The 24,128-nt window shown below is 50.3% G+C and carries 9 protein-coding genes; all 9 read left to right on the forward strand.

Features of this window, described 5'->3' with window-relative positions:
- Window positions 1-11: 11 nt before the first annotated feature.
- The 9 genes from J7438_RS16285 to J7438_RS16325 all read left to right on the forward strand — a co-directional run bounded on the left by J7438_RS16285 (window position 12) and on the right by J7438_RS16325 (window position 24,050).
- A complete protein-coding gene (locus J7438_RS16285; RefSeq protein ID WP_209277386.1) occupies window positions 12-3,380 on the forward strand; it encodes an RAP domain-containing protein in 3,369 nt (1,122 codons plus the stop codon).
- A 105-nt stretch (window positions 3,381-3,485) separates the two neighbouring features.
- Window positions 3,486-6,989: an RAP domain-containing protein gene (locus J7438_RS16290; RefSeq protein ID WP_209277387.1), complete on the forward strand. Its 3,504-nt coding sequence runs from the start codon at window positions 3,486-3,488 to the stop codon at window positions 6,987-6,989.
- Between the two features lie 105 nt (window positions 6,990-7,094).
- A complete protein-coding gene (locus J7438_RS16295) occupies window positions 7,095-7,532 on the forward strand; it encodes a hypothetical protein (protein WP_209277388.1) in 438 nt (145 codons plus the stop codon).
- Window positions 7,533-7,595: 63 nt separating this feature from the next.
- A complete protein-coding gene (locus J7438_RS16300; protein WP_209277389.1) occupies window positions 7,596-9,230 on the forward strand; it encodes a DUF1601 domain-containing protein in 1,635 nt (544 codons plus the stop codon).
- Window positions 9,231-9,377: 147 nt separating this feature from the next.
- Window positions 9,378-12,224 carry an RAP domain-containing protein gene (locus J7438_RS16305; RefSeq protein ID WP_209277390.1) on the forward strand — a complete coding sequence of 949 codons (2,847 nt, stop codon included), beginning with the start codon at window positions 9,378-9,380 and terminating at the stop codon, window positions 12,222-12,224.
- A gap of 105 nt (window positions 12,225-12,329) precedes the next feature.
- The gene (locus J7438_RS16310) at window positions 12,330-15,173 is read left to right on the forward strand and encodes a DUF1601 domain-containing protein (protein ID WP_209277391.1); all 2,844 of its coding nucleotides are present in this window, start codon (window positions 12,330-12,332) and stop codon (window positions 15,171-15,173) included.
- A 105-nt stretch (window positions 15,174-15,278) separates the two neighbouring features.
- Complete coding sequence (locus J7438_RS16315) at window positions 15,279-18,119, forward strand: RAP domain-containing protein (RefSeq protein ID WP_209277392.1); 2,841 nt, start codon at window positions 15,279-15,281, stop codon at window positions 18,117-18,119.
- 105 nt (window positions 18,120-18,224) lie between these two features.
- Window positions 18,225-20,933 carry a DUF1601 domain-containing protein gene (locus tag J7438_RS16320; protein WP_209277393.1) on the forward strand — a complete coding sequence of 903 codons (2,709 nt, stop codon included), beginning with the start codon at window positions 18,225-18,227 and terminating at the stop codon, window positions 20,931-20,933.
- A 105-nt stretch (window positions 20,934-21,038) separates the two neighbouring features.
- Window positions 21,039-24,050 carry an RAP domain-containing protein gene (locus tag J7438_RS16325; RefSeq protein WP_209277394.1) on the forward strand — a complete coding sequence of 1,004 codons (3,012 nt, stop codon included), beginning with the start codon at window positions 21,039-21,041 and terminating at the stop codon, window positions 24,048-24,050.
- Window positions 24,051-24,128 lie beyond the last annotated feature (78 nt).

A 24,128-nucleotide genomic window follows, 5' to 3' on the forward strand; every position in this document is an offset into this window, starting at 1 on the left:
GAAATATAATTATGGATAGAAGTTCTACTGGTATCAGTGATCAATACACAAGATCTGATAACGGTTACAACCAGCCGAATGGCCATAGTCCTTCTTCAAGCCCCGGGCGGTACAGACATGCCACAGTCAGACAATGGGATAATCCCCCCCGCACTGCACCGGGTCGCAATGAATATTATCAGTCTTCTGGCACACGCTCTTATCAACATCTACAGTGCCGTTCAGTAAATTTTGCTCAAGATTTTAATGCCCTCATCAAACAGGAAATAATGGATGATCTGGTGAGTAAATCGAATCGTTTCGGTCATCGCTATGATGGGAGAAATCACGGGCAATATGCCAGTTCAATTAAAAAATACACGTCAGCGGCTAAAAGACCGTTAAATCGAGCGGAACAAAGCCAGCTGGTGCGGTTGCTGCAAAATTTTACCGCAACCCGGAGCTGGAATTGGCGAAGCCTGACGACAACACTGCACTCATTTACTTCAGCGGGTGTTTTTACCCTTCATAAACCCATGGATGAGCGAGTTAAACTTACTCAGGCTAACTTATTGTCAACGCTACTTGATGCAATAATATTTAACTGCAAACAAAAACTTCCAGCCAGGGATATTGCCACCCAGGCTATCGCCAACCTTTTGTGGGCCATGGCAAAACTGGTGAACAACGGGCAGGAAAGGACATCAGAGTTCAACGAGACCGTGGTCGCTTTGTTACACCGCGTGAGCACACAACAAGCTGACTTTAAACCACAGGAAATCGCCAACCTGCTGTGGGCCATGGCGAAACTGTTGGACAACGCTCAGGAGCAGACGCCAGAGTTCAACGAGGCCGTGGCTGCGCTGTTGCCCCACGTGAACGCACAGAAAGACCAATTTATTCCTCAGCATATCGCCAACCTGCTATGGGCCATGGCGAAACTGGTGGACAAAGGGCTGGAGCGGACACCAGGTCTCAACAAGGCAGTGGCCGTGCTGTTGCCCCAGGTGAACGCACAGAAAGCTAACTATAAACCACAGGAAATCTCCAACCTGCTGTGGGCCATGGCGAAACTGGTGGACAGCGGGCTGGAGCAAACACCAGAGCTCAAAGATGCTGTGGCCGCACTGTTGCCCCACGTGAATGTACACAAAGATCAATTTATTCCTCAGGCTATCGCCAACCTGCTGTGGGCCATGGCGAAACTGATAGACAATGGGCATGAGCGAACACCAGAACTCAAAGAGGCCGTGGCGGCGCTATTACCCCACGTGAACGTCCACAAAGACCAATTTATTCCTCAGCATATCGCCAACCTGCTGTGGGCCATGGCAAAACTGGTAGACAACGGCTACAGGCAAACAGCAGAGCTCAAAGATGCTGTAGCCGCACTGTTGCCCCAAGTGAACGCACAGCAAGCTAACTTTAAACCACAGGAAATCGCCAACCTGCTGTGGGCCATGGCAAAACTGGTGAACAACGGGCAGGCGCGGTTACCAGAGCTCAAAGAAGCTGTGGACCCACTATTGGTGAACGTACAGAAAGCTAACTTTACACCACAGGAAATCGCCATCCTGCTATGGGCCATGGCGAAACTGGTGGACAACGGGCAGGAGCAGACACCAAGTCTCAAAGAGGCCGTGGCCGCGCTGTTGCCACACATGAACGCACAGACAGACCAATTTATTCCTCAGCATATCACCAACCTGCTGTGGGCCATGGCGAAACTGGTGGACAACGGGCTGGAATCGACCCCAGAGTTCAACGAGACCGTGACCGCGTTGTTACCGCAAGTGAACGCACAGAAAGCGAACTTTAAACCACAGGAAATCACCAGCCTGCTGTGGGCCATGGCAAAACTGGAGGACAACGGGCAGGAGCGGAAAGCAGAGCTCAACGAGGCCGTGGCTGCGCTGTTGCCCCACGTGAGCGCACAGAAAGCGAACTTTAAACCACAGGAAATCACCACCCTGATGTGGGCCATGGCGAAACTGGTGGACAACGGGCATGAGTGGACACCAGAGCTTAAAGAGGCTGTAGCTGCGCTGTTGTTCCACGTAAACGCAAAGAAAGCTAACTTTATACCACAGGAAATCGCCAACCTGCTGTGGGCCATGGCGAAACTGGTGGACAACGGGCAGGAGCAGACACCAGGACTCAAAGAGGCCGTGGCCGCGCTGTTGCCTAGCGTGAACGCACAGAAAGACCAATTTATTCCCCAACATATCGCCAACCTGCTGTGGGCCATGGCAAAACTGGTGGACAACGGGTACGAACAGACACCAGAGTTCAACGAAGCGGTGGCTACGCTGTTGACCTGCGTGAACGTACAAAAAGCTAACTTTAACCCGCAGGAAATCACCAACCTGCTGTGGGCCACGGCCAAACTGGTGGATAACGGGCAGGAGCAGACACCGGAGCTCAAAGATGCTGTGGCCGCGCTGTTGCCCCACCTGCATGCACAGAAAGACCAATTTATTCCCCAGCATATCGCCAACCTGCTGTGGGCCATGGCAAAACTGGTGGATAACGGGCAGGAGCAGACACCAGAGCTCAAAGATGCTGTGGCCGCACTGTTGCCCCACGTGAATGCACAGAAAGACCAATTTATTCCCCAGCACATCGCCAACCTGCTGTGGGCCATGGCAAAACTGGGTGAACTCATTGAGCTGAACCCGGCTATCTCTACGTTCGAATCGCTTGTCTATCGAATCAATAAGAACCTGCAGTTTTCTCAGGAAGAGATATCGATGTCTCTCTGGGGAGTCATGGTATGCTGTGCCAGGTTGGCTCTAGACTCCAATGCCCATAAAAATAACGTGCTTAAAAAGCACATGGATTACCTGTTGACTCGCCTGAAAAATACATCGCCAGATAATGAAGAGGATCAATCCATCATTACTATGGCTGCAAGTTGGCTTGGCAGAACCTGTTCGGTCGTCCGCCATTACCAGGCAATCATTTCAAAAAACCAAGCCGACTTCCGTGATCAACTCAAATCATCTATTCCAGCTTTGAAGATCGAAGAAGAAAAGAGTCTAAACTCATTACCTCCGGTTGACCTGCTTTTGCCAGATCACAACATGGTGATTGAAGTTCAGGGACCGTCTCATTACGTAGGTGGTGATTTCAAAACCAGGAAGGGTTCGACTCTGCTTAAAATCGCACTGCTGCAAAAAGCAGGATTTGAGGTCATTGAAATCCCGGCTAACCAGCTTTTGAACAAAGATTTAATGAAACCATATATTGATCAAATAAAGATCAGAATAGGCATCCCGCCACAGGGGCATGACTCTGTTTCACTTAAAAGAGGGTGGACAGATGCTGCATACGTGACTGGTGAAGAACATTTAGAAGAGCAAACCAACCCGGCAAAGAGGAAGAAAACAAGCAGCCAGTAATCGCCTTCCTCCCATCATGACTCAAGTAAACTTTTCTGCAAAATGAACTTCTGGGCAGAACAGCAGTCTGCTTTTTATATTTTCATGAATTAATGAAATATAATTATGGATAGACGTTCTGCTGGTATCAGTGATAAATACGCAAGATCAGGTAATGATTACAACCAACCGAATGGCCATGCCGCCTCCAGGCGTGGGCGATATAGACAAGCCACAGTCAGACAGTGGGATAATACCCCACGCACAACCCCGGGGCGTAATAAATTTTACCATTCTTCTGCCGCTGGCCCTTCTCAATATCTACTACGCCGTTCAGTAAACCCTGCTCAAAATTTTCATGCCCTCATCAAACCAGAAATAATGGATGGTCTGGTGAGTAAATCGGATCGTTTCGGTCATCGCTATGATGGGAGAGATCACGGCCTATATGCCAGTTCAATTAAAAAATACACGTCAGCGTCTAAAAGACCTTTAAATCGAGCGGAACAAAGCCAGCTGATGCGTTTGCTGCAAAATTTTACCGCAACCCGGAGCTGGAATTGGCGAAGCCTGACGACAACACTGCACTCATTTACTTCAGCGGGTGTTTTTACCCTTCATAAACCCATTGATGAGCGTGTTCAGTTCACTCAAGCTGCCTTACTATCGACGCTACTGGATGCAATAATATTCAATTGCAACCAAAAACCTGAAGCCAGTGATATTGGAGCTCAGGAAATCGCCAATCTGCTGTGGGCCATGGCGAAACTGATGGACAACGGGCAGGAACTAACACCAGGGCTCAACGAGGCCGTAGTCGTGTTGTTGCCCCACGTGAACGCACACAAAGACCAATTTATTCCTCAGCATATTGCCAACCTGCTGTGGGCCATGGCGAAACTGGTGGACAACGGGCTGGAGCGCACAGCAGAGCTCAATGAGGCTGTGGTCGTGTTGTTGCCCCACGTAAACGTACAGAAAGACCAATTTATTCCTCAGGCTATCGCTAACCTGTTGTGGGCCATGGCGAAACTGGTGGACAACGGGCTGGAGCGGACACCTGGGCTCAACGAGGCCGTGGCCGCCCTGTTGCCCCTCGTGAACGCACAGAAAAATCAATTTACTCCTCAGCATATCACCAACCTGCTGTGGGCCATGGCGAAACTGGTGGACAATGGGCTGGAGCGGACACCTGGGCTCAACGAGGCCGTGGCCGCGCTGTTGCCCCAAGTGAACGCACAGAAAGACCAGTTTAATGCCCAGGGTATCGCCAACCTGCTGTGGGCCATGGCGAAACTGGTGGACAGCGGGCTGGAGCGGACACCAGAGCTCAACGAGGCCGTGGCCGCCCTGTTGCCCCTCATAAACGCACAGAAAAACCAACTTAATGCCCAGGGCATTGCCAACCTGATGTGGTCCATGGCGAAACTGGCGAACAACGGGCTGGAGCGGACACCAGGGCTCAAAGAGGCGGTGGTCACGCTGTTACCCCACGTGAGCGCACAGAAAGACCAATTTAATCCCCAGGGAATCACCAACCTGCTGTGGGCCATGGCGAAACTGGTGGACAACGGGCAGGAGCAGACACCAGAGCTCAACGAGGCCGTGGCCGCGCTGCTGCCCCATGTGAACGCACAGCAAAACCAATTTATTCCTCAGCATATCTCCAACCTGCTGTGGGCCATGGCGAAACTGGTGGACAACGGGCAGGAGCAGACACCAGAGCTCAAAGAGGCTGTGGCCGCGCTGTTGCACTGCGTGAACACACCGAAAGACCAATTTAATCCCCAGGATATCGCCATCCTGCTGTGGGCCATGGCGAAACTGGTGGACAAAGGGCACGAGCAGACACCAGATCTCAACAAGGCCGTGGCCGTGCTGTTGCCCCACGTGAACGCACAGAAAGCTAACTTTACACCACAGGCAATCACCAACCTGCTGTGGGCCATGGCGAAACTGGTGGACAACGGGCAGGAGCAGACACCAGAGCTCAACGAGGCCGTGGCTGCCCTGTTGCCCCTCGTGAACGCACAGAAAAACCAACTTGATGCCCAGGGCATTGCCAACCTGCTGTGGGCTATGGCGAAACTGGTGGACAACGGGCAGGAGCAAATACCAGGGCTCAAAGAGGCGGTGGTCACGCTGTTACCCCACGTGAATGCACAGAAAAACCAATTTAATGCCCAGGGAATCGTTAACCTGCTGTGGTCCATGGCGAAACTGGTGGACAACGGGCAGGAGCAGACACCAGTGCTCAACGAGGCCGTGGCCGCGCTGTTGCCCCATGTGAACGCACAGCAAAACCAATTTATTCCTCAGCATATCGCCAACCTGCTGTGGGCCATGGCGAAACTGGTGGACAACGAGCAGGAGCAGACACCAGAGCTCAAAGAGGCTGTGGCCGCGTTGTTGCCCTGCGTGAACACACAGAAAGACCAGTTTAATGCCCTGGCTATTGCCAACCTGCTGTGGGCCATGGCGAAACTGGTGGACAAAGGGCAGAAGCGGACACCAGATCTTAACAAGGCCGTGGCCGTGCTGTTGCCCCATGTGAACGCACAGAAAGACCAATTTATTCCTCAGCATATTGCCAGCCTGCTGTGGGCCATGGCGAAACTGGTAGACAACGGGCAGGAGCAGACACCAGGGTTCAACGAGGCCGTGACCGCGCTGACGCCCCTCGTGAATGGACAAAAAGCTAACTTTAAGCCGCAGGGTATCGCCAACCTGCTTTGGGCCATGGCAAAACTGGTGGACAACGGGCTGGAGCGGTCACCAGGTCTCAAAGAGGCAGTGGCCACCCTGTTGCCCCTCGTGAACGCACAAAAAGCTAACTTTAAACCACAGGAAATCGCTAACCTGCTTTGGGCCATGGCGAAACTGGGTGAACTCGTTGAGCTGAACGTGGTTACCTCTACGTTCGAATCGCTTCTCTATCGAATCAGTAAGAACCTTCAGTTTTCTCAGAAAGAGATATCGATGTCTCTCTGGGCATTAATGGTATGCTGTGCCAGGTTGTTTCTGGACTCTAATGCCAATAAAAATAACCTATTTGAAAAACACATGGATGACCTGTTCATTCGTCTGGAAAATACATCGCCAGATAATGGAGAGGATCAATCCATCATTACCATGGCTGCAAGTTGGCTTGGCAGAACCTGTTCGGTCGTCCACCATTACCAGACAATCATTTCAAAAAACCAAGCCGACTTCCGTGATCAACTCAAATCATCTATTCCAGCTTTGACGATCGAAGAAGAAAAGAGTCTGAACTCATTACCTCCGGTTGACCTGCTTCTGCCAGATCACAACATGGTGATTGAAGTTCAGGGCCCCTCTCATTACGTAGGTGGTGATTTCAAAACCAGGAATGGTTCGACTCTGCTTAAAATCGCACTGTTGCAAAAAGCAGGATTTGAGGTCATTGAAATCCCGACTAACCAGCTTTTGAACAACGATTTAATGAAACCCTATATTGACCAAATAAAGACCAGGATAAGCATCCCGCCACAGGGTCATGACGCTGTATCACCTAAAAGAGGGTGGAAAGACGCTGCATACGTGACTGTCGAAGAACATTTAGCAGAGCAAACCAACCCGGCAAAGTGGAAGAAAACAAACAGCCACTAATCGCCTTCCTCTCATCATGACTCAAGTAAACTTTTCCGCACAATGAACTTCTGAGCAGGACAGCATTCTGCTTTTTATATTTTCATGAATTAATGAAATATAATTATGGATAGAAGTTCTGCTGGTATCAGTGGTCAATACGCAAGATCAGGTAATGATGACAACCAACCGAATGGCCGTGTCGCTTCCAGGTGTGGGAGATATAGACAAGCTACAGTCAGACAGTGGGATAATACCCCACGCACAACCCCGGAGTGTAATGAATTTTACCATTCTTCTGCCGCATGCCCTTCTCAATATCTACTGCGCCGTTCAGTAAACCCTGCTCAAAATTTTCATGCCCTCATCAAACCAGAAATAATGGATAGTCTGGTGAGTAAGTCGGAACGTTTCGGTCATCGCTATGATGGGAGAGATCACGGCCTATATGCCAGTTCCATTAAAAAATACACGTCAGCGTCTAAAAGGCCTTTAAATCGAGTGGAACAAAGCCAGCTGATGCGTTTGCTGCAAAATTTCACAGCAACGCGGAGCTGGAATTAGCGAAGCCTGACGACGACACTGCACTCATTTACTTCAGCGGGTGTTTTTACCCCTCATAAACCCTTGGATGAGCGTGTCAGGCTTACTCAAGCTGCCTTATTGTCAACACTGCTTGATGCAATAATATTCAAGTGCAACCAAAAACATGAAGCCAGCTATGTTGGTGCCCAGGAAATCGCCAACCTGCTGTGGGCCATGACGAAACTGGTGGACAACGGGCAGGAGCAGACACCAGAATTCAACAAGGCCATGGCCGCGCTGTTGCCCCACGTGAACGCACAGAAAGCTCACTTTAACCCACAAGAAGTCGCCAATCTGGTGTGGGCCATGGCGAAACTGCTGGACAACGGGCAGAAGCGTACAGCAGAGCTCAAAGAGGCCGTGGCCGCCCTGTTGCCCCTCGTGCAAGCACAGAAAAACCAACTTAATGCCCAGGGCATTGCCAACCTGCTGTGGGTCATAGCAAAACTGGTGGGCAGCGGGCAGGAGCAGACATCAGAGCTCAACGAGGCCGTGGCCGCGCTGTTGCCCCACGTGAAGGCACTGAAAGACCAATTGATTCCTCAGCAAATCGCCAACCTGCTGTGGGCCATGGCAAAACTGGTGGACAGCGGGCAGGAGCAGACTCCGGGGTTCAGCGAGGCCATGACCGCGCTGATGCCCCTTGTGAACGTACAGAAAGCTAACTTTAAACCACAAGGTATCGCCAACCTGCTCTGGGCTATGGCAAAACTGGTGGACAACGGGCAGAAGAAGATACCAGGGCTCATGGAGGCCGTGGCCGCGCTGTTGCCCCGTGTGCACGCACAGAAAGACCAATTTAATGCCCAGGGTATCGCCAATCTGCTTTGGGCCATGGCGAAACTGGTGGACAACGCGCAGGAGCCAGAGCTCAACGGGGCTGTGGTCGCCCTGTTGCCTCTCGTGATCGCACAACAAGCTAACTTTAAACCACAGGAAATCGCTAACCTGCTTTGGTCCATGGCAAAACTGGGTGAACTCCTTGAGCTGAACGTGGTTACCTATACGTTCGAATCGCTTGTCTATCGAATCGGTGAGAACCCTCAGTTTTCTCAGCAAGAGATACCGTTGTCTCTGTGGGGAGTCATGGTATGCTGTGCCAGGTTGTTTCTGGATTCCAATGCTAATCAAAGCAACGTGTTTGAAAAGCACATGGATGACCTGTTCACTCGCCTGAAAAATACATCGCCAGACAATGAAGAGGAACAATCCATCATTACCCTGGCTGCCAGTTGGCTTGGCAGAGCCTGTCCGGTCGTTCGCCATTACCACACAAACATTTCAAAAAACCAGGTCGACTTCCGCGATCAACTCAAATCATCTATTCCATCTTTGAGGATTGAAGAAGAAAAGAGTCTGAACTCATTACCTCCGGTTGACCTGCTACTGCCCGATCACAACATGGTGATTGAAGTTCAGGGACCGCGTCATTACGTAGGTGGTGATTTCAAAACCAGGAATGGTTCGACTCTGCTGAAAATCGCACTTTTGCAAAAAGCAGGATTTGAGGTCATTGAAATCCCGGCTAACCAGCTTTTGAAGAAAGATTTAATGAAACCCTATATTGATCAAATAAAGATCAGGGCAAGCATCGCGCCACAGGCTCATGACGGTGTATCACTTAAAAGAGGGTGGGCAGATGCTGCATACGTGACTGGTGAAGAACATTCAAAATAGCAAACCAACCCAGCAAACAGGAAGAAAACAAGCAGCCAGTCATCGCCTTCCTCCCATCATGACTCAAGTAAACTTTTTTGCAAAATGAACTTCTGAACAGAACAGCAGTCTGCTTTTTATATTTTCATGAATCAATGAAATATAGTTATGGATAAAAGCTCTGCTGGCATCAGTGGTCAATACACAAGATCAGATAACGGTTACAACCAACCGAATGGCCATGCCCCTTCTTCAAGGTGTGGGCGATACAGGCATACCACAGTCAGACAATGGGATAATTCCCCCCACACTGCACCAGGTCGCAATGAATTTTACCATTCTCCCGGCACACGCTCCTCTCAACATCTACAGCGCCGTTCAGTCAACTCTGCTCAAGATTTTAATGCCCTCATCAAACAGGAAATAGTGGATGACCTGGTGAGTAAATCGGAACGTTTCGGTGATCGCTATGATGGGAGAAATCACGGTCAGTATGCCAGTTCAATTAAAAAATACTCATCAGCTGTTAAAAGACCGTTAAATCGAACAGAACAAAGCAAGCTGATGCATTTGCTGCAAAATTTTACTGCAACACGGAGCTGGAATTGGCGAAGCCTGACGACAACATTTCACTCATTGACTTCAGCGGGTGTTTTTACTCCTCATAAACCCATGGATGAGCGTGTTAAGCGTACTCAAGCTGCCTTATTGTCAACGCTACTGGATGCAATAGGATTCAAGTGCAACAAAAAAGCTGAAGCATGGGATATTGATGCCCAGGGAATCGCCAACCTGCTGTGGGCCATGACGAAACTGGTGGACAACGGGCAGGAGCAGACACCAGAATTCAACATGGCCATGGCCGCGTTGTTGCCCCACGTGAACGCACAGAAAGCTCACTTTAAACCACAGGAAGTTGCCAACCTGGTGTGGGCCATGGCGAAACTGCTGGACAACGGGCAGGAGCGTACAGCAGAGCTTAAAGAGGCCGTGGCCGCCCTGTTGCCCCTCGTGCAAGCACAGAAAAACCAACTTAATGCCCAGGGCATTGCCAACCTTCTGTGGGCCATGGCGAAACTGGTGGACAACGGGCAGGAGCAGACGCCAGAGCTCAACGAGGCCCTGGCCGCACTACTGCCCCTCGTGAACGTACAAAAAGCTAACTTTAAACCACAGGGTATCGTCAACCTGCTGTGGGCCATGGCGAAACTGGTGGACAACGGGCAGGAGCAGACACCAGAACCGAACGAGACCGTGGCCGCCCTATTGCCTCAAGTGAACACACAGAAAGCTCACTTTAAACCACAGGAAGTCACCAACCTGGTGTGGGCCGTGGCGAAACTGCTGGACAACGGGCATGTGCGTAAAGCAGATCTCAAAGAGGCCTTGGCCGCCCTTTTGCCTCTCGTGCAAGCACAGCAAAACCAACTTAATGCCCAGGGCATTGCCAACCTGCTGTGGGCCATGGCGAAACTGGTGGACAACGGACAGGAGCAGACACCAGAGCTCAACGAGGCCGTGGCCGCACTATTGCCCCTCGTGAACGTACAAAAAGCTAACTTTAAACCACAGGGTATCGTCAGTCTGCTGTGGGGCATGGCAAAACTGGTGGACAACGGGCTGGAGCGAACACCGGAGTTTAAAGAGGCCGTGGCCGCCTTGCTGCCCCTCCTGAACGCACAGAAAAACCGACTTAATGCCCAGGGCATTGCCAACCTGCTGTGGGCCATGGCGAAACTGGTGGACAATGGTCATGAGCAGACACCAGAGTTCAACGAGGCCTTGGCCGCGCTGCTGCCCCACGTGAACGCACAGAAAGACCAATTGATTCCTCAGCACATCGCCAACCTGCTGTGGGCCATGGCGAAACTGGTGGACAGCGGGCAAGAGCAGACACCAGGGCTCAACGAGGCCGTGGCTGCCCTGTTGCCCCTTGTTAACGCACAGAAAAACCAACTTAATGCCCAGGGCATTGCCAACCTGCTGTGGGCCATGGCGAAACTGGTGAACAACGGGCAGGAGAAGATACCAGGGCTCATGGAAGCCGCGGCCGCGCTGTTGCCCCACGTGAACGCACAGAAAGCGAACTTTACACCACAGGCAATCACCAACCTGCTATGGGCAGTGGCGAAACTGGTGGATAACGCGCAGGAGTGGACTCCAGAGCTCAACGAGGCTGTGGTCGCGCTGTTGCCGCTCGTGAAGGCACAAAAAGCTAACTTTAAACCACAGGAAATCGCTAACCTGCTTTGGACTATGGCGAAACTGGGTGAGCTCGTTGAGCTGAACGTGGTTACCTCTACGTTCGAATCGCTTGTCTATCGAATCAGTGAGAACCCTCAGTTATCTCAGCATGATATATCGATGTCTCTCTGGGCCGTAATGGTATGCTGTGCCAGGTTGGCTCTATACTCCAATGCCCATAAAAATAACGTGCTTGAAAAGCACATGGATGACCTGTTCACTCACCTGGAAAATACATCGCCAAACAATGAAGAGGAAAAATCCATCATTACCATGGCTGCAAGTTGGCTTGGCAGAGCCTGTCCGTTCGTTCGCCATTACCAGACAAACATTTCAAAAACCCAAGCCGACTTTCGCGATCAACTCCAATCATCTATTCCATCTTTGCAGATCGAAGAAGAAAAGAGTCTGAACTCATTACCTCCGGTTGACCTGCTACTGCCAGATCACAACATAGTGATCGAAGTTCAGGGTCCCTCTCATTACGTGGGTGGAGATTTCAATACCAGGAACGGTTCGACTCTGCTTAAAATCGCACTGTTGCAAAAATCCGGTTTTGAGGTCATTGAAATTCCAGTTAACAGGCTCTTAAGTCAGGATTTAATGAAACCATACATTGATCAAATAAAGACCAGGATAGGCATCCCGCCACAGGAGTATGGCTCTGTATCACTTAAAAGAAGGTGGGCAGTTGCTGCATACATTACTGGTGAAGAACATTTAGCAGAGCAAACCAACCCGGCAAAGAGGAAGAAAACAAACAGCCAGTAAACGCCTTCCTCCCATCATTACTCAAGTAAACTTTTCTACAAAATGAACTTCTGAACAGAACAGCAGTCTTCTTTTTATATTTTCATGAATTAATGAAATATAATTATGGATAGAAGTTCTGCTGGTATCAGTGATCAATACACAAGACAAGATAACGGTTACAACCAACCGATTGGCCACGCCCCTTCTTCAGGGCGTGGGCGGTATAGGCATGCCACAGTCAGACAGTGGGATAGTCACCCCCGCTCTACCCCGGGATGTAATGAATTTCACCATTCTTCTGGCACACGCCCTTCTCAATATTTAATTCACCGTTCAGTCAACTCTGCTCAAGATTTTAATGCCCTCATCAAACAGGAAATAATGGATGACCTGGTGAGTAAATCGGAACGTTTCGGTCATCGCTATGATGGGAGAAATCACGGTCGGTATGCCAGTTCAATTAAAAAATACTCATCAGCTGCTAAAAGACCGTTAAATCGAACAGAACAAAGCCAGCTGATGCGTTTGCTACAAAATTTCACAGCAACGCGGAGCTGGAATTGGCGAAGCCTGACGACAACACTTCATTCATTGACCTCAGCGGGTGTTTTTACCTCTCATAAACCCGTGGATGAGCGTGTTCAGCGTACTCAAGGTGCCTTATTGTCAACGCTACTGGATGCAATAAGATTCAAGTGCAACAAAAAAGCTGAAGCATGGGATATTGATGCCCAGGGAATCGCCAACCTGCTGTGGGCCATGACGAAACTGGTGGACAACGGGCAGGAGCAGACACCAGAATTCAACAAGGCCATGGCCGCGCTGTTGCCCCACGTGAACGCACAGAAAGCTCACTTTAACCCACAAGAAGTCGCCAATCTGGTGTGGGCCATGGCGAAACTGCTGGACAACGGGCAGAAGCGTACAGCAGAGCTCAAAGAGGCCGTGGCCGCCCTGTTGCCCCTCGTGCAAGCACAGAAAAACCAACTTAATGCCCAGGGCATTGCCAACCTGCTGTGGGCCATGGCGAAACTGGTGGACAACGGGCAGGAGCGGACACCAGAGTTCAACAAGGCCCTGGGCGCGCTGTTGCCCCTCGTGAACGCAAAGAAAGACCGGTTTATTCCTCAGCATATCGCCAACCTGCTGTGGGCCATGGCAAAACTGGAGGACAACGGCCAGGAGCGGACACCAGATCTCAACGAGGCTGTGGTCGCGCTGTTGCCCCACGTAAACGCACAGAAAGACCAGTTTATTCCTCAGCATATCGCCAACCTGCTGTGGGCCATGGCAAAACTCGAGGACAACGGGCAGGAGCGGACACCAGGTCTCAACGAGACCGTGGCCGTGCTGTTGCCCCACGTGAACGCACAGAAAGCTAACTTTAAACGTCAGGAAATCGCCAACCTGCTGTGGGCCATGGCGAAACTGGTGGACAACGGGTACGAGCAGACACCAGAGTTCAACGAAGCCGTAGCTGCGCTGTTGCCCATCGTGAACGTACAGAAAGCTAACTTTAAACCACAGGGAATCGCCAACCTGCTGTGGGCCATGGCGAAACTGATAGATAACGGGCAGGAGCAAACACCAGAGTTCAAAAAGGCCGTGGCCTCGCTGTTGCCCCACGTGACCGCACAGAAAGACCAATTTACTGCCCAGGGCATCGCCAACCTGCTACAGGCCATGGCGAAACTGGTGGACATCGGGCAGGAGCAGACACCAGAGCTCAACAGGACCGTGGTCGCGCTGTTGCCCCGCGTGAACACACAGAAAGACCAATTTATTCCTCAGCATATCGCCAACCTGCTGTGGGCCATGGCGAAACTGGTGGACAACGGGCAGGAGCAGACACCAGAACTCAACGAGGCCTTGGCGGCGCTGTTGCCCCTCGTGAACATACAAAAAGCTAACTTTAACCCACAGGAAATCGCCAACCTGTTTTGGGGCATGGCGAAACTGGTAGACAACAGGCAGGGGCAGACACCAGGACTCAACGAGGCCGTGTCCGCACTGATGCCCCTCGTGAATGGACAAAAAGCTAACTTTAAACCACAGGGGATCGCCAACCAGCTTTGGGCAATGGCGAAACTGGTAGACAACGGGCAGGACACACCAGAGTTCAACGAGGCTGTGGTCGCGCTGTTGCCCCTCGTTAACGCACAAAAAGCTAACTTTAAACCACAGGAAATCGCCAACCTGCTTTGGGCCATTGCGAAACTGGGTGAACTCGTTGAGCTGAACGTGGTTACCTCTACGTTCGAGTCGCTTGTCTATCGAATCATTAAGAACCCTCAGTTTTCCCAGAAAGAGATATCGATGTCTCTCTGGGCAGTAATGGTATGCTGTGCCAGGTTGTTTCTAGACTCCAATGCCAATAAAAATAACGTGTTTGAAAAACACATGGATGACCTGTTCATTCGTCTGGAAAATACATCGCCAGATAATGAAGAGGATCAATCCATCATGATCATGGCTGCAAGTTGGCTTGGCAGAACCTGTTCGGCCGTCCTCCAATACCAGACAATCATTTCAAAAAACCAAGCCGACTTCCGTGATCAACTCAAATCATCTATTCCAGCTTTGAAGATCGAAGAAGAAAAGAGGCTGAACTCATTACCTCCGGTTGACCTGCTTCTGCCAGATCACAACGTGGTGATTGAAGCTCAGGGACCGTCTCATTACGTGGGTGGTGATTTCAACACCAGGAACGGTTCGACTCTGCTTAAAATTGCACTGCTGCAAAAAGCAGGATTTGAGGTCATTGAAATCCCGGCTAACCAGCTTTTGAGCAACGATTTAATGAAACCATACATTGATCAAATAAAGACCAGGATAGGCATCCCGCCACAGGAGCATGGCTCTGTATCACTTAAAAGAAGGTGGACAGGTGCTGCATACATTACTGGTGAAGAACATTTAGCAGAGCAAACCAACCCGGCAAAGAGGAAGAAAACAAACAGTCAGTAATCGCCTTCCTCCCATCATGACTCAAGTAAACTTTTTTGCAAAATGAACTTCTGAGCAGAACAGCAGTCTGCTTTTTATATTTTCATGCATTAATGAAATATAATTATGGATAGAAGTTCTGCCGGTATCAGTGGTCAATACGCTAGATCAGGTAATAATGACAACCAGCCGAATGACCATGCCGCTTCCAGGCGTGGGCGATATAGACAAGCCACAGTCAGACGGCGGGATAATACCCCACGCACAACCCCGGGGCGTAATAAATTTTACCAGTCTTCTGCCACAGGCCCTTCTCAATATTTACTGCGCCGTTCAGTAAACCCTGCTCAAAATTTCCATGCCCTCATCAAACAGGAAATAATGGATGATCTGGTGAGTAAATCGGATCGTTTAGGTCATCGCTATGATGGGAGAGATCACGGCCTGTATGCCAGTTTAATTAAAAAATACTCATCAGCTGCTAAAAGACCGTTAAATCGAACAGAACAAAGACAGCTGATGCGTTTGCTGCAAAATTTCGCAGCAACGCGGAGCTGGAATTGGCGAAGCCTGACGACAACATTTCACTCATTGACTTCAGCAGGTGTTTTTACCCCTCATAAACCCATGGATGAGCGTGTCAAGCGTACTCAAGCTGCCATATTGTCAACGCTACTGGATGCAATAAGATTCAAGTGCAACAAAAAAGCTGAAGCATGGGATATTGATGCCCAGGGAATCGCCAACCTGCTGTGGGCCATGGCGAAACTGGTGGACAACGGGCAGGAGAAGACACCAGAATTCAACAAGGCCATGGCCGCGCTGTTGCCCCACGTGAACACACAGAAAGCTCACTTTAAACCACAGGAAGTCGCCAACCTGGTGTGGGCCATGGCGAAACTGCTGGACAACGGGCAGAAGCTTACAGCAGAGCTTAAAGAGGCCGTGGCCGCCCTGTTGCCCCTCGTGCAAGCACAGAAAAACCAACATGCCCAGGGCATTGCCAACCTGCTGTGGGCCATGGCGAAAATGGTAGACAACAGGCAGTACCGGATACCAGGACTCAAAGAGACCGTGGCCGCGCTGTTGCCCCATGTGAACGCACAGAAAGACCAATTTATTCCTCAGGCTATCACCAACCTGCTATGGGCCGTGGCGAAACTGGTGGACATCGGGCAGGAGCGGACACCAGAGCTCAACGAGACCGTGGCCGCGCTGTTGCCCCGCGTGAATGCACAGAAAGACCAATTTATTCCTCAGCATATCGCCAACCTGCTGTGGGCCATGGCTAAACTGGTGGACAATGGGCAGGCGCGGACACCAGAACTCAAAGAGGCCGTGGCGGCGTTGTTGCCCCACGTTAATGCACAAAAAGACCAATTTATTCCTCAGCATATCGCCAACCTGCTGTGGGCCATGGCGAAACTGGTGGATAGCGGCCAAGAGTGGACACCAGAGTTCAAAGAGGTCGTGGCCGCGCTGTTGCCCCGCGTGAACACCCAGAAAAACCAATTTAATGCCCAAGAAATCGCCAACCTGATGTGGGCCATGGCGAAACTGGTGGACAACGGGCAGAAGCTGACACCAGAGTTCAAAAGAGCCATGGCCGCGCTGTTGCCCCACGTGAACGCACAGAAAGCTCACTTTAAACCACAGGAAATCGCTAACCTGCTGTGGGCCATGGCAAAACTGGTGAACAACGGGCTGGAGCGGATACCAGATCTTAACGAGGCCGTGGCCGTGCTGTTGCCCCAAGTGAACGCAAAGAAAAACCAGTTTATTCCTCAGCACATTGCCAACCTGCTGTGGGCCATGGCGAAACTGGTGGACAGCGGGCAGGACCGGATACCAGAACTCAAAGAGGCCGTGGCCGCGCTGTTGCCCTACGTGAACGCACAGAAAGCTAACTTTACACCACAGGAAATCACCAACCTGCTATGGGCCATGGCGAAAATGGTAGACAACGGGCAGAACCGGATACCAGGACTCAAAGAGGCCGTGGCCGCGCTGTTGCCCCACGTGAACGCACAGAAAGACCAATTTATTCCTCAAGCTATCACCAACCTGCTGTGGGCCATGGCGAAACTGGTGGACAACCGGCAGGAACAGTCAGCAGAGCTCAAAGAAGCCGTGGACGTGCTGTTGCCCCTCGTGAACGCACAGAAAGACCAATTTAATCCTCAGGGTATCGCCAACCTGCTTTGGGCCATGGCGAAACTTGGTGAACTCGTTGAGCTGAGCGTGGTTACCTCTACGTTCGAATCGCTTGTCTATCGAATCAGTGACAACGCTCAACTCTCTCAGCAAGCGATATTGATGTCTCTCTGGGGAGTAATGGTATGCTGTGCCAGGTTGACTCTGGAATCCAAGGCCAATAAAAGTAACGTGTTTGAAAAACACATGGATGACCTGTTCACTCGTCTGGAAAATACATCGTCAGACAATGAAGAGGAACAATCCATCATTACCATGGCTGCAAGTTGGCTTGGCAGAACCTGTCCGGTCGTTCGCCCTTACCACACAAACATTTCAAAAATCCAGGTCGACTTCCGTGATCAACTCCAATCATCAATTCCATCTTTGAGGATTGAAGAAGAAAAAAGTCTGAACTCATTACCTCCGGTTGACCTGCTGCTACCAGATCACAACATGGTTATTGAAGTTCAGGGACCATCTCATTACGTGGGTGGTGATTTCAATACCAGAAAAGGCTCGACTCTGCTTAAAATCGCACTGCTGCAAAAATCAGGATTTGAGGTCATTGAAATACCGGCTAACCAGCTTTCGAACAAAAATTTAATGAAACCATGTATTGATCAAATAAAGATCAGGGTAAGCATCCCGCCACAGGGTCATAGCTCGGTATCACTTAAAAGAGGGTGGGCAAGTGCTACATACATTACTGCCGAAGAACATTTAGCAGAGCAAACCAACCCGGCAAAGAGGAAAAAAACAAACAGCCAGTAATCGCCTTCCTCCAATCATGATTCAAGTAAACTTTTCCACAAAATGAACTTCTGAACTGCACAGCAGTCTGCTTTTTATATTTTCATGCATTAATGAAATATAATTATGGATAGAAGTTCTGCTGGTATCAGTGGTCAATACGCAAGATCAGGTAATAATGACAACCAAACGAATGACCATGCCGCTTCCAGGCGTGGGCGATGCAGACAAGCCACAGTCAGACAACGGGATAATACCCCACGCACAACCCCGGGGCGTAATAAATTTTACCATTCTTCTGCCGCAGGCCCTTCTCAATATTTACTGCGCCGTTCAGTAACCCCTGCTCAAAATTTTCATGCCCTCATCAAACAGGAAATAATGGATGATCTGGTGAGGAAATCGGATAGTTTCGGTCATCGCTATGACGGGAGAGATCACGGCCTATATGCCAGTTCAATAAAAAAATACACGTCAGCGTCTAAAAGACCGTTAAATCGAGCGGAACAAAGCCAGCTAATGCGTTTACTGCAAAATTTCACAGCAACGCGGAGCTGGAATTGGCGAAGCCTGACGACAACACTGCACTCATTGACTTCAGCGGGTGTTTTTACCCCTCATAAACCCATGGATGAGCGTGTTAAGCGTACTCAAGCTGCCTTATTATCGACGCTACTGGATGCAATAATATTCAAGTGCCAGCAACAACCTCCCGCCAAGGATATTGATGCCCATGGAATCGCCAACCTGATGTGGGCCATGGCGAAACTGGTGGACAGCGGGCAGAACCGGATACCAGAGCTTAAAGAGGCCGTGGCCGTGTTGTTGCCCCATGTGAACGTACAGAAAAAACAATTTATTCCTCAGGGAATCGCCAACCTGCTGTGGGCTATGGCGAAACTGGTGGACATCGGGCAGGAGCAGACACCAGAGGTCAACAAGACCGTGTCCACGCTGTTGCCCAGCGTAAACGCCCAGAAAACTGACTTTAAACCACAGGAAATCAATAACCTGCTGTGGGCCATGGCAAAACTCGTGGACAACGGCCAGAAGTGGGCATCAGGCCTCAAAGAGGCTGTGGCCGTAATGTTGCCCCACGTGAACGCAGAGAAAGACCAGTTTATTCCTCAGCATATCGCCAATCTGCTGTGGGCCATGGCGAAACTGGTGGACAATGGCCAAGAGCGGACACCAGAACTCAAAGCGACCGTAGCCGCGCTGTTACCCCGCGTGAATGCACAAAGAGACCAGTTTAATGCCCAGGGTATCGCCAACCTGCTGTGGGCCATGGCGAAACTGGTGGAAAACGGGCTGGAGCCGACACCAGAGCTCAAAGAGGCCGTGGCCGCGCTGTTGCCCCACGTGAACGCACAGAAAGAACAATTTACTGCCCTGGCTATTGCCAACCTGCTGTGGGCCATGGCGAAACTGGTGGACAACGGCCAGGAGCAGACACCAGAATTGAACGAGACCGTGGCCGCGTTGTTGCCCCACGTGAATGCACAGAAAGACCAGTTTATTCCTCAGCATATCGCCAACCTGCTGTGGGCCATGGCAAAACTGGTGGACAAAGGACTGGAGCGGTCACCAGACCTTAACAAAGCCGTGGCCGTGCTGTTGCCCCAGGTGAACGCGCAGAAAGACCAGTTTATTCCTCAGCATATCGCCAATCTGCTGTGGGCCATGGCGAAACTGGTGGACAACGGGCTGAAGAAAACACCAGGGCTTAAAGATGCTGTGGCCGCGCTGTTGCCCAACGTAAATGCACTGAAAGACCAATTTATTCCCCAGCATATCACCAACCTGCTGTGGGCCATGGCAAAACTGGTGGACAACAGATACGAACAGACACCAGAGTTCAACAAAGCTGTGGCTGCGCTGTTGCCCAACGTAAATACACAGAAAGACCAATTTAATGCTCAGTGTGTCACCAACCTGCTGTGGGCCATGGCAAAACTGGTGGACAGTGAGCAGGTGCAGGCACCAGAGTTCAACGAAGCTGTGGTCGCGCTGTTGCCCCTTGTGAACGCACAGAAAGACCAATTTAATGCCCAGGGTGTTGCCAATCTTCTGTGGGCCACAGCCAAAATGGGTGAACTCATTGAGCTGAACCTGGCTACCTGTACGTTCGAATCGCTTGTCTATCGAATCAGTGAGAAGCTTCAGTTTTCTCAGAAAGAGATATCGATGTCTCTCTGGGGAATAATGGTATGCTGTGCCAGGTTGGCTCTAGACTCCAATGCCAATAAAAATAACATCCTTGAGAAGCACATGGATGACCTGTTAACTCGCCTGGAAAATACCTCGCCAAAGAATAAAGAGCATCAATCCATCATGATCATGGCCGCAAGTTGGCTTGGCAGAACCTGTTCGGTCATTCTCGATTACCAGACGACCATTTCAAAAACCCAGGCCGACTTCCGCGATCAACTCAAATCATCTATTCCATCTTTGAAGATCGAAGAGGAAAAGAGTCTGAACTCACTGCCTCCGGTTGACCTGCTTTTGCCAGATCACAACATGGTGATTGAAGTTCAGGGATCGTCTCATTACGTAGGTGGTGATTTCAAAACCTGGAAGGGTTCGACTCTGCTTAAAATCGCACTGCTGCAAAAAGCAGGATTTGAGGTCATTGAAATCCCGGCTAACCAGCTTTTTAACAACGATTTAATGAAACCATACATTGATCAAATAAAGACCAGGATAGGCATCACGCCACAGGAGCATGGCTCTGTAGCACTTAAAAGAAGGTGGGCAGGCGCTGCACACGTCACTGGTGAAGAACATTTAGCAGAGCAACCCAACCCGGCAAAGAAGAAAACAGGCAGCCAGTAATCCCCTTCCTCCCATCATGACTTAAGTAAACTTTTTTGCACAATGAACTTCTGGGCAGAACAGCAGTCTGCCTTTTATATTTTCATGAATTAATGAAATATAATTATGGATAGAAGTTCTGCTGGTATCAGTGGTCAATACGCAAGATCAGGTAATAATAACCAACCGAATGACCATGCCGCTTCCAGGCGTGGGCGATATAGACAAGCCACAGTCAAACAGCGAGATAATACCCCACGCACAACCCCGGGGCGTAATAAATTTCACCATTCTTCTGCCCCACGCCCTTCTCAATATCTACTGCGCCGTTCAGTAAACCCTGCTCAAAATTTTAATGATCTCACCAAACAGGAAATAATGGCTGGCCTGGTGAGTAAATCGGATCGTTTCGGTCATCGCTATGATGGGAGAAATCACGGTCACTATGCCAGTTCAATTAAAAAATACTCATCAGCGGCTAAAAGACCGTTAAATCGAACGGAACAAAGCCAGTTGCTGCGTTTGCTGCAGAATTTTACTGCAACACGGAGCTGGAATTGGCGAAGCCTGACGACAACACTTCATTCATTGACGTCAGCGGGCATTTTTACCCCTCTTAAACCCATGGATGAAGTTGTTATGCGTACTCAAGCCGCCTTATTGTCAACACTACTTGATCCAATAATATTCAAGTGCCAGCAAAAACCTCACGCCAGGGATATAGATGCCCAGGGTGTCGCCAACCTGCTGTGGGCCATGACAAAAATGTTGGACAACGGGCAGGAACGGACACCGGAGTTCAACGAGGCCGTGGTCGCTTTGTTACACCACGTGAACGCACAGAAAGACCAATTCAATGCCCAGCATATTACCAACCAGCTGTGGGCTATGGCCAAACTGGTGGAAAAAGGGCAGGAATGGACACCCGTGCTTAAAGAGGCCATCGCCGCGCTGTTACCCCACGTAAACGCACAGAAAACTAAAGAACCGCAGGAAATTGCCAACCAGCTGTGGGCCATTGCAAAAATGGTGGACAACGGACTGCAGCGAACACAAAGGCTAAAACAGACCATGGCCGCACTGTTACTGCTCGTGAGCAAACAGAAAGCCAACTTTGGACCACAGGGCATCACCAACCTGATGTGGGCCATGGCGAAACTGGTGGACAACGGGCAGGCACTGACGCCAAAGCTCAAAGCGGCAGTGGCTGCGCTGTTGCCCCATGTTAATGCAAAGAAAGACCAATTTATTCCTCAGCATATCGCCAACCTGCTGTGGGCCATGGCGAAATTGCTAGACAACGGACTGGAGCGGACACCAGAGTTCAACGAGGCCACCGCCACGCTGTTGCCCTACGTGAAGATAAAGAAACACCAATTTAATACTCAGGGTATCACCTGCGTGTTGTGGGCCATGGCAAAACTGGTAGACAACGTGCAGTATTGGACACCAGGGCTCAAGGAGACCGTGACTGCACTGTTGCCTCACGTGATCGCACAGAAAGACCAATTTATTCCTCAACAAATCGCCAACCTGCTGTGGGCCATGGCGAAACTGATAGACAACGGACAGAAACTGACACCGGGGCTCAAAGAGACCCTGGCCGCGCTTTTGCCCCGCGTGAACATACAGAAAGACCAATTTATTACCCAGGGCATCACCAACCTGATGTGGGCCATCGCGAAACTGGTGGACAACGGGCAGAAATGGACACCAGGGCTCAACGAAGCCGTGACCCTGCTTTTGCCCCGTGTGAGCGCACAGAAAACTAGCTTTAAACCACAGGAAATCGCCAACCTGATTTGGGCCATGGCAAAACTGGTGGACAACAAGCTGAACTTGACACCAAGCCTCAAAAAAACCGTGGTCGTGCTGTTGCCCCATGTGAACGCGCAGAAAGACCAATTTATGCCTCAGCATATTGCCAACCTGTTGTGGGCCGTGGCTAAACTGGTGGACAACGGGCAGGCGCAGACACCAGAAATCAAAGAAACCGTGGCCATGCTGTTGCCCCAGGTGAACGCACACAAAGCTAACTTTAAACCACAGGAAATCGCCAACTTGCTGTGGGCCATGGCGAAACTGGTGGACCACGGGCAGGAGCGGACACCCAAGCTCAACAAGGCCGTAGCCGTGCTATTGCCCCACCTGAACACTCAAAAGTCTAACTTTAATCTACAGGAAATCACCAACCTGCTGTGGGCCATCGCAAAATTGGTGGACAATGGACAAGAGTGGACACCAGAGTTCAATGAGGCCGTGACTGCCCTGTTGCCACACTTGAACACACAAAAAGACCAGTTTACTCCTCAGCATATCGCCAACCTGCTATGGGTCATGGCAAAACTGGTGAACAATGGGCAGGAGCGGACACCAGAATTCGAAGAGGCCGTCGCCGCGCTGTTGCCCCACATCAACACACAGAAAGCTAACTTTAAACCACAGGAAATTGCTAACCTGCTGTGGGCCGTGGCGAAACTGGGAGAGTTCGTTGCGCTGAAGGTGGTTACCTCTACGTTCGAATCGCTTGTTTACCGAATCAGTGAAAATCCTCAGCTCTCCCAGAAAGACATATTGATGTCCCTCTGGGGAATAATGGTATGTTGTGCCAGGTTGTCTCTGGTCTCCCATGCCAATAAAAATAACAGGCTGGAAAAGTACATGGATGACCTGTTTGCTCGTCTGGAAAATACAGCCCCGGACAATGTAGAGGATCAACGCATCATTGCCATGGCCGCAAGTTGGCTTGGCAAAGCCTGTCCGGTCGTGCCCCATTACCATAACATCATTTCAAAACCTCAATCCGACTTCCGCAATCAACTCCAATCATGCATTCCCTCTTTGAAAATTGAAGAAGAAAAGAGCCTGAACTCATTAGCTCCGGTGGACCTGATACTGCCAGATCACAAGATGGTGATTGAAGTTCAGGGATCGTCTCATTACGTGGGTGGTGATTTCAAAACCAGGAATGGTTCTACTCTGCTGAAAATCGCACTGCTGCAAAAAGCAGGATTTAAGGTCGTTGAAATTCCGGTTAACCAGCTTTGTAGCCAGAAGTCGATTAAACGATGCATTGATCAAATAAAGACCAGGGTAGATATCCAGCCACAGGGGCATGGTTTTGTATCACTTACTTAAAGCACGGCGCAGATCTCCCATATTTTACTGCCGATAAAGGATGGTAAGACCTCTGTTACTTTTACGTTTATAAATATT

It is taken from the genome of Thalassotalea sp. G20_0, from assembly GCF_017744175.1.
Lineage (GTDB): Bacteria > Pseudomonadota > Gammaproteobacteria > Pseudomonadales > Endozoicomonadaceae > Endozoicomonas.

Excerpts from the sequence above, each read along its gene's own strand:
- J7438_RS16310 (WP_209277391.1), top strand. The coding sequence starts at position 12,330 with ATGGATAGAAGTTCTGCTGGTATCAGTGATCAATACACAAGACAAGAT.
- J7438_RS16325 (WP_209277394.1), top strand. The coding sequence starts at position 21,039 with ATGGATAGAAGTTCTGCTGGTATCAGTGGTCAATACGCAAGATCAGGT.
- J7438_RS16305 (WP_209277390.1), top strand. The coding sequence starts at position 9,378 with ATGGATAAAAGCTCTGCTGGCATCAGTGGTCAATACACAAGATCAGAT.
- J7438_RS16295 (WP_209277388.1), top strand. The coding sequence starts at position 7,095 with ATGGATAGAAGTTCTGCTGGTATCAGTGGTCAATACGCAAGATCAGGT.
- J7438_RS16285 (WP_209277386.1), top strand. The coding sequence starts at position 12 with ATGGATAGAAGTTCTACTGGTATCAGTGATCAATACACAAGATCTGAT.
- J7438_RS16320 (WP_209277393.1), top strand. The coding sequence starts at position 18,225 with ATGGATAGAAGTTCTGCTGGTATCAGTGGTCAATACGCAAGATCAGGT.
- J7438_RS16290 (WP_209277387.1), top strand. The coding sequence starts at position 3,486 with ATGGATAGACGTTCTGCTGGTATCAGTGATAAATACGCAAGATCAGGT.
- J7438_RS16315 (WP_209277392.1), top strand. The coding sequence starts at position 15,279 with ATGGATAGAAGTTCTGCCGGTATCAGTGGTCAATACGCTAGATCAGGT.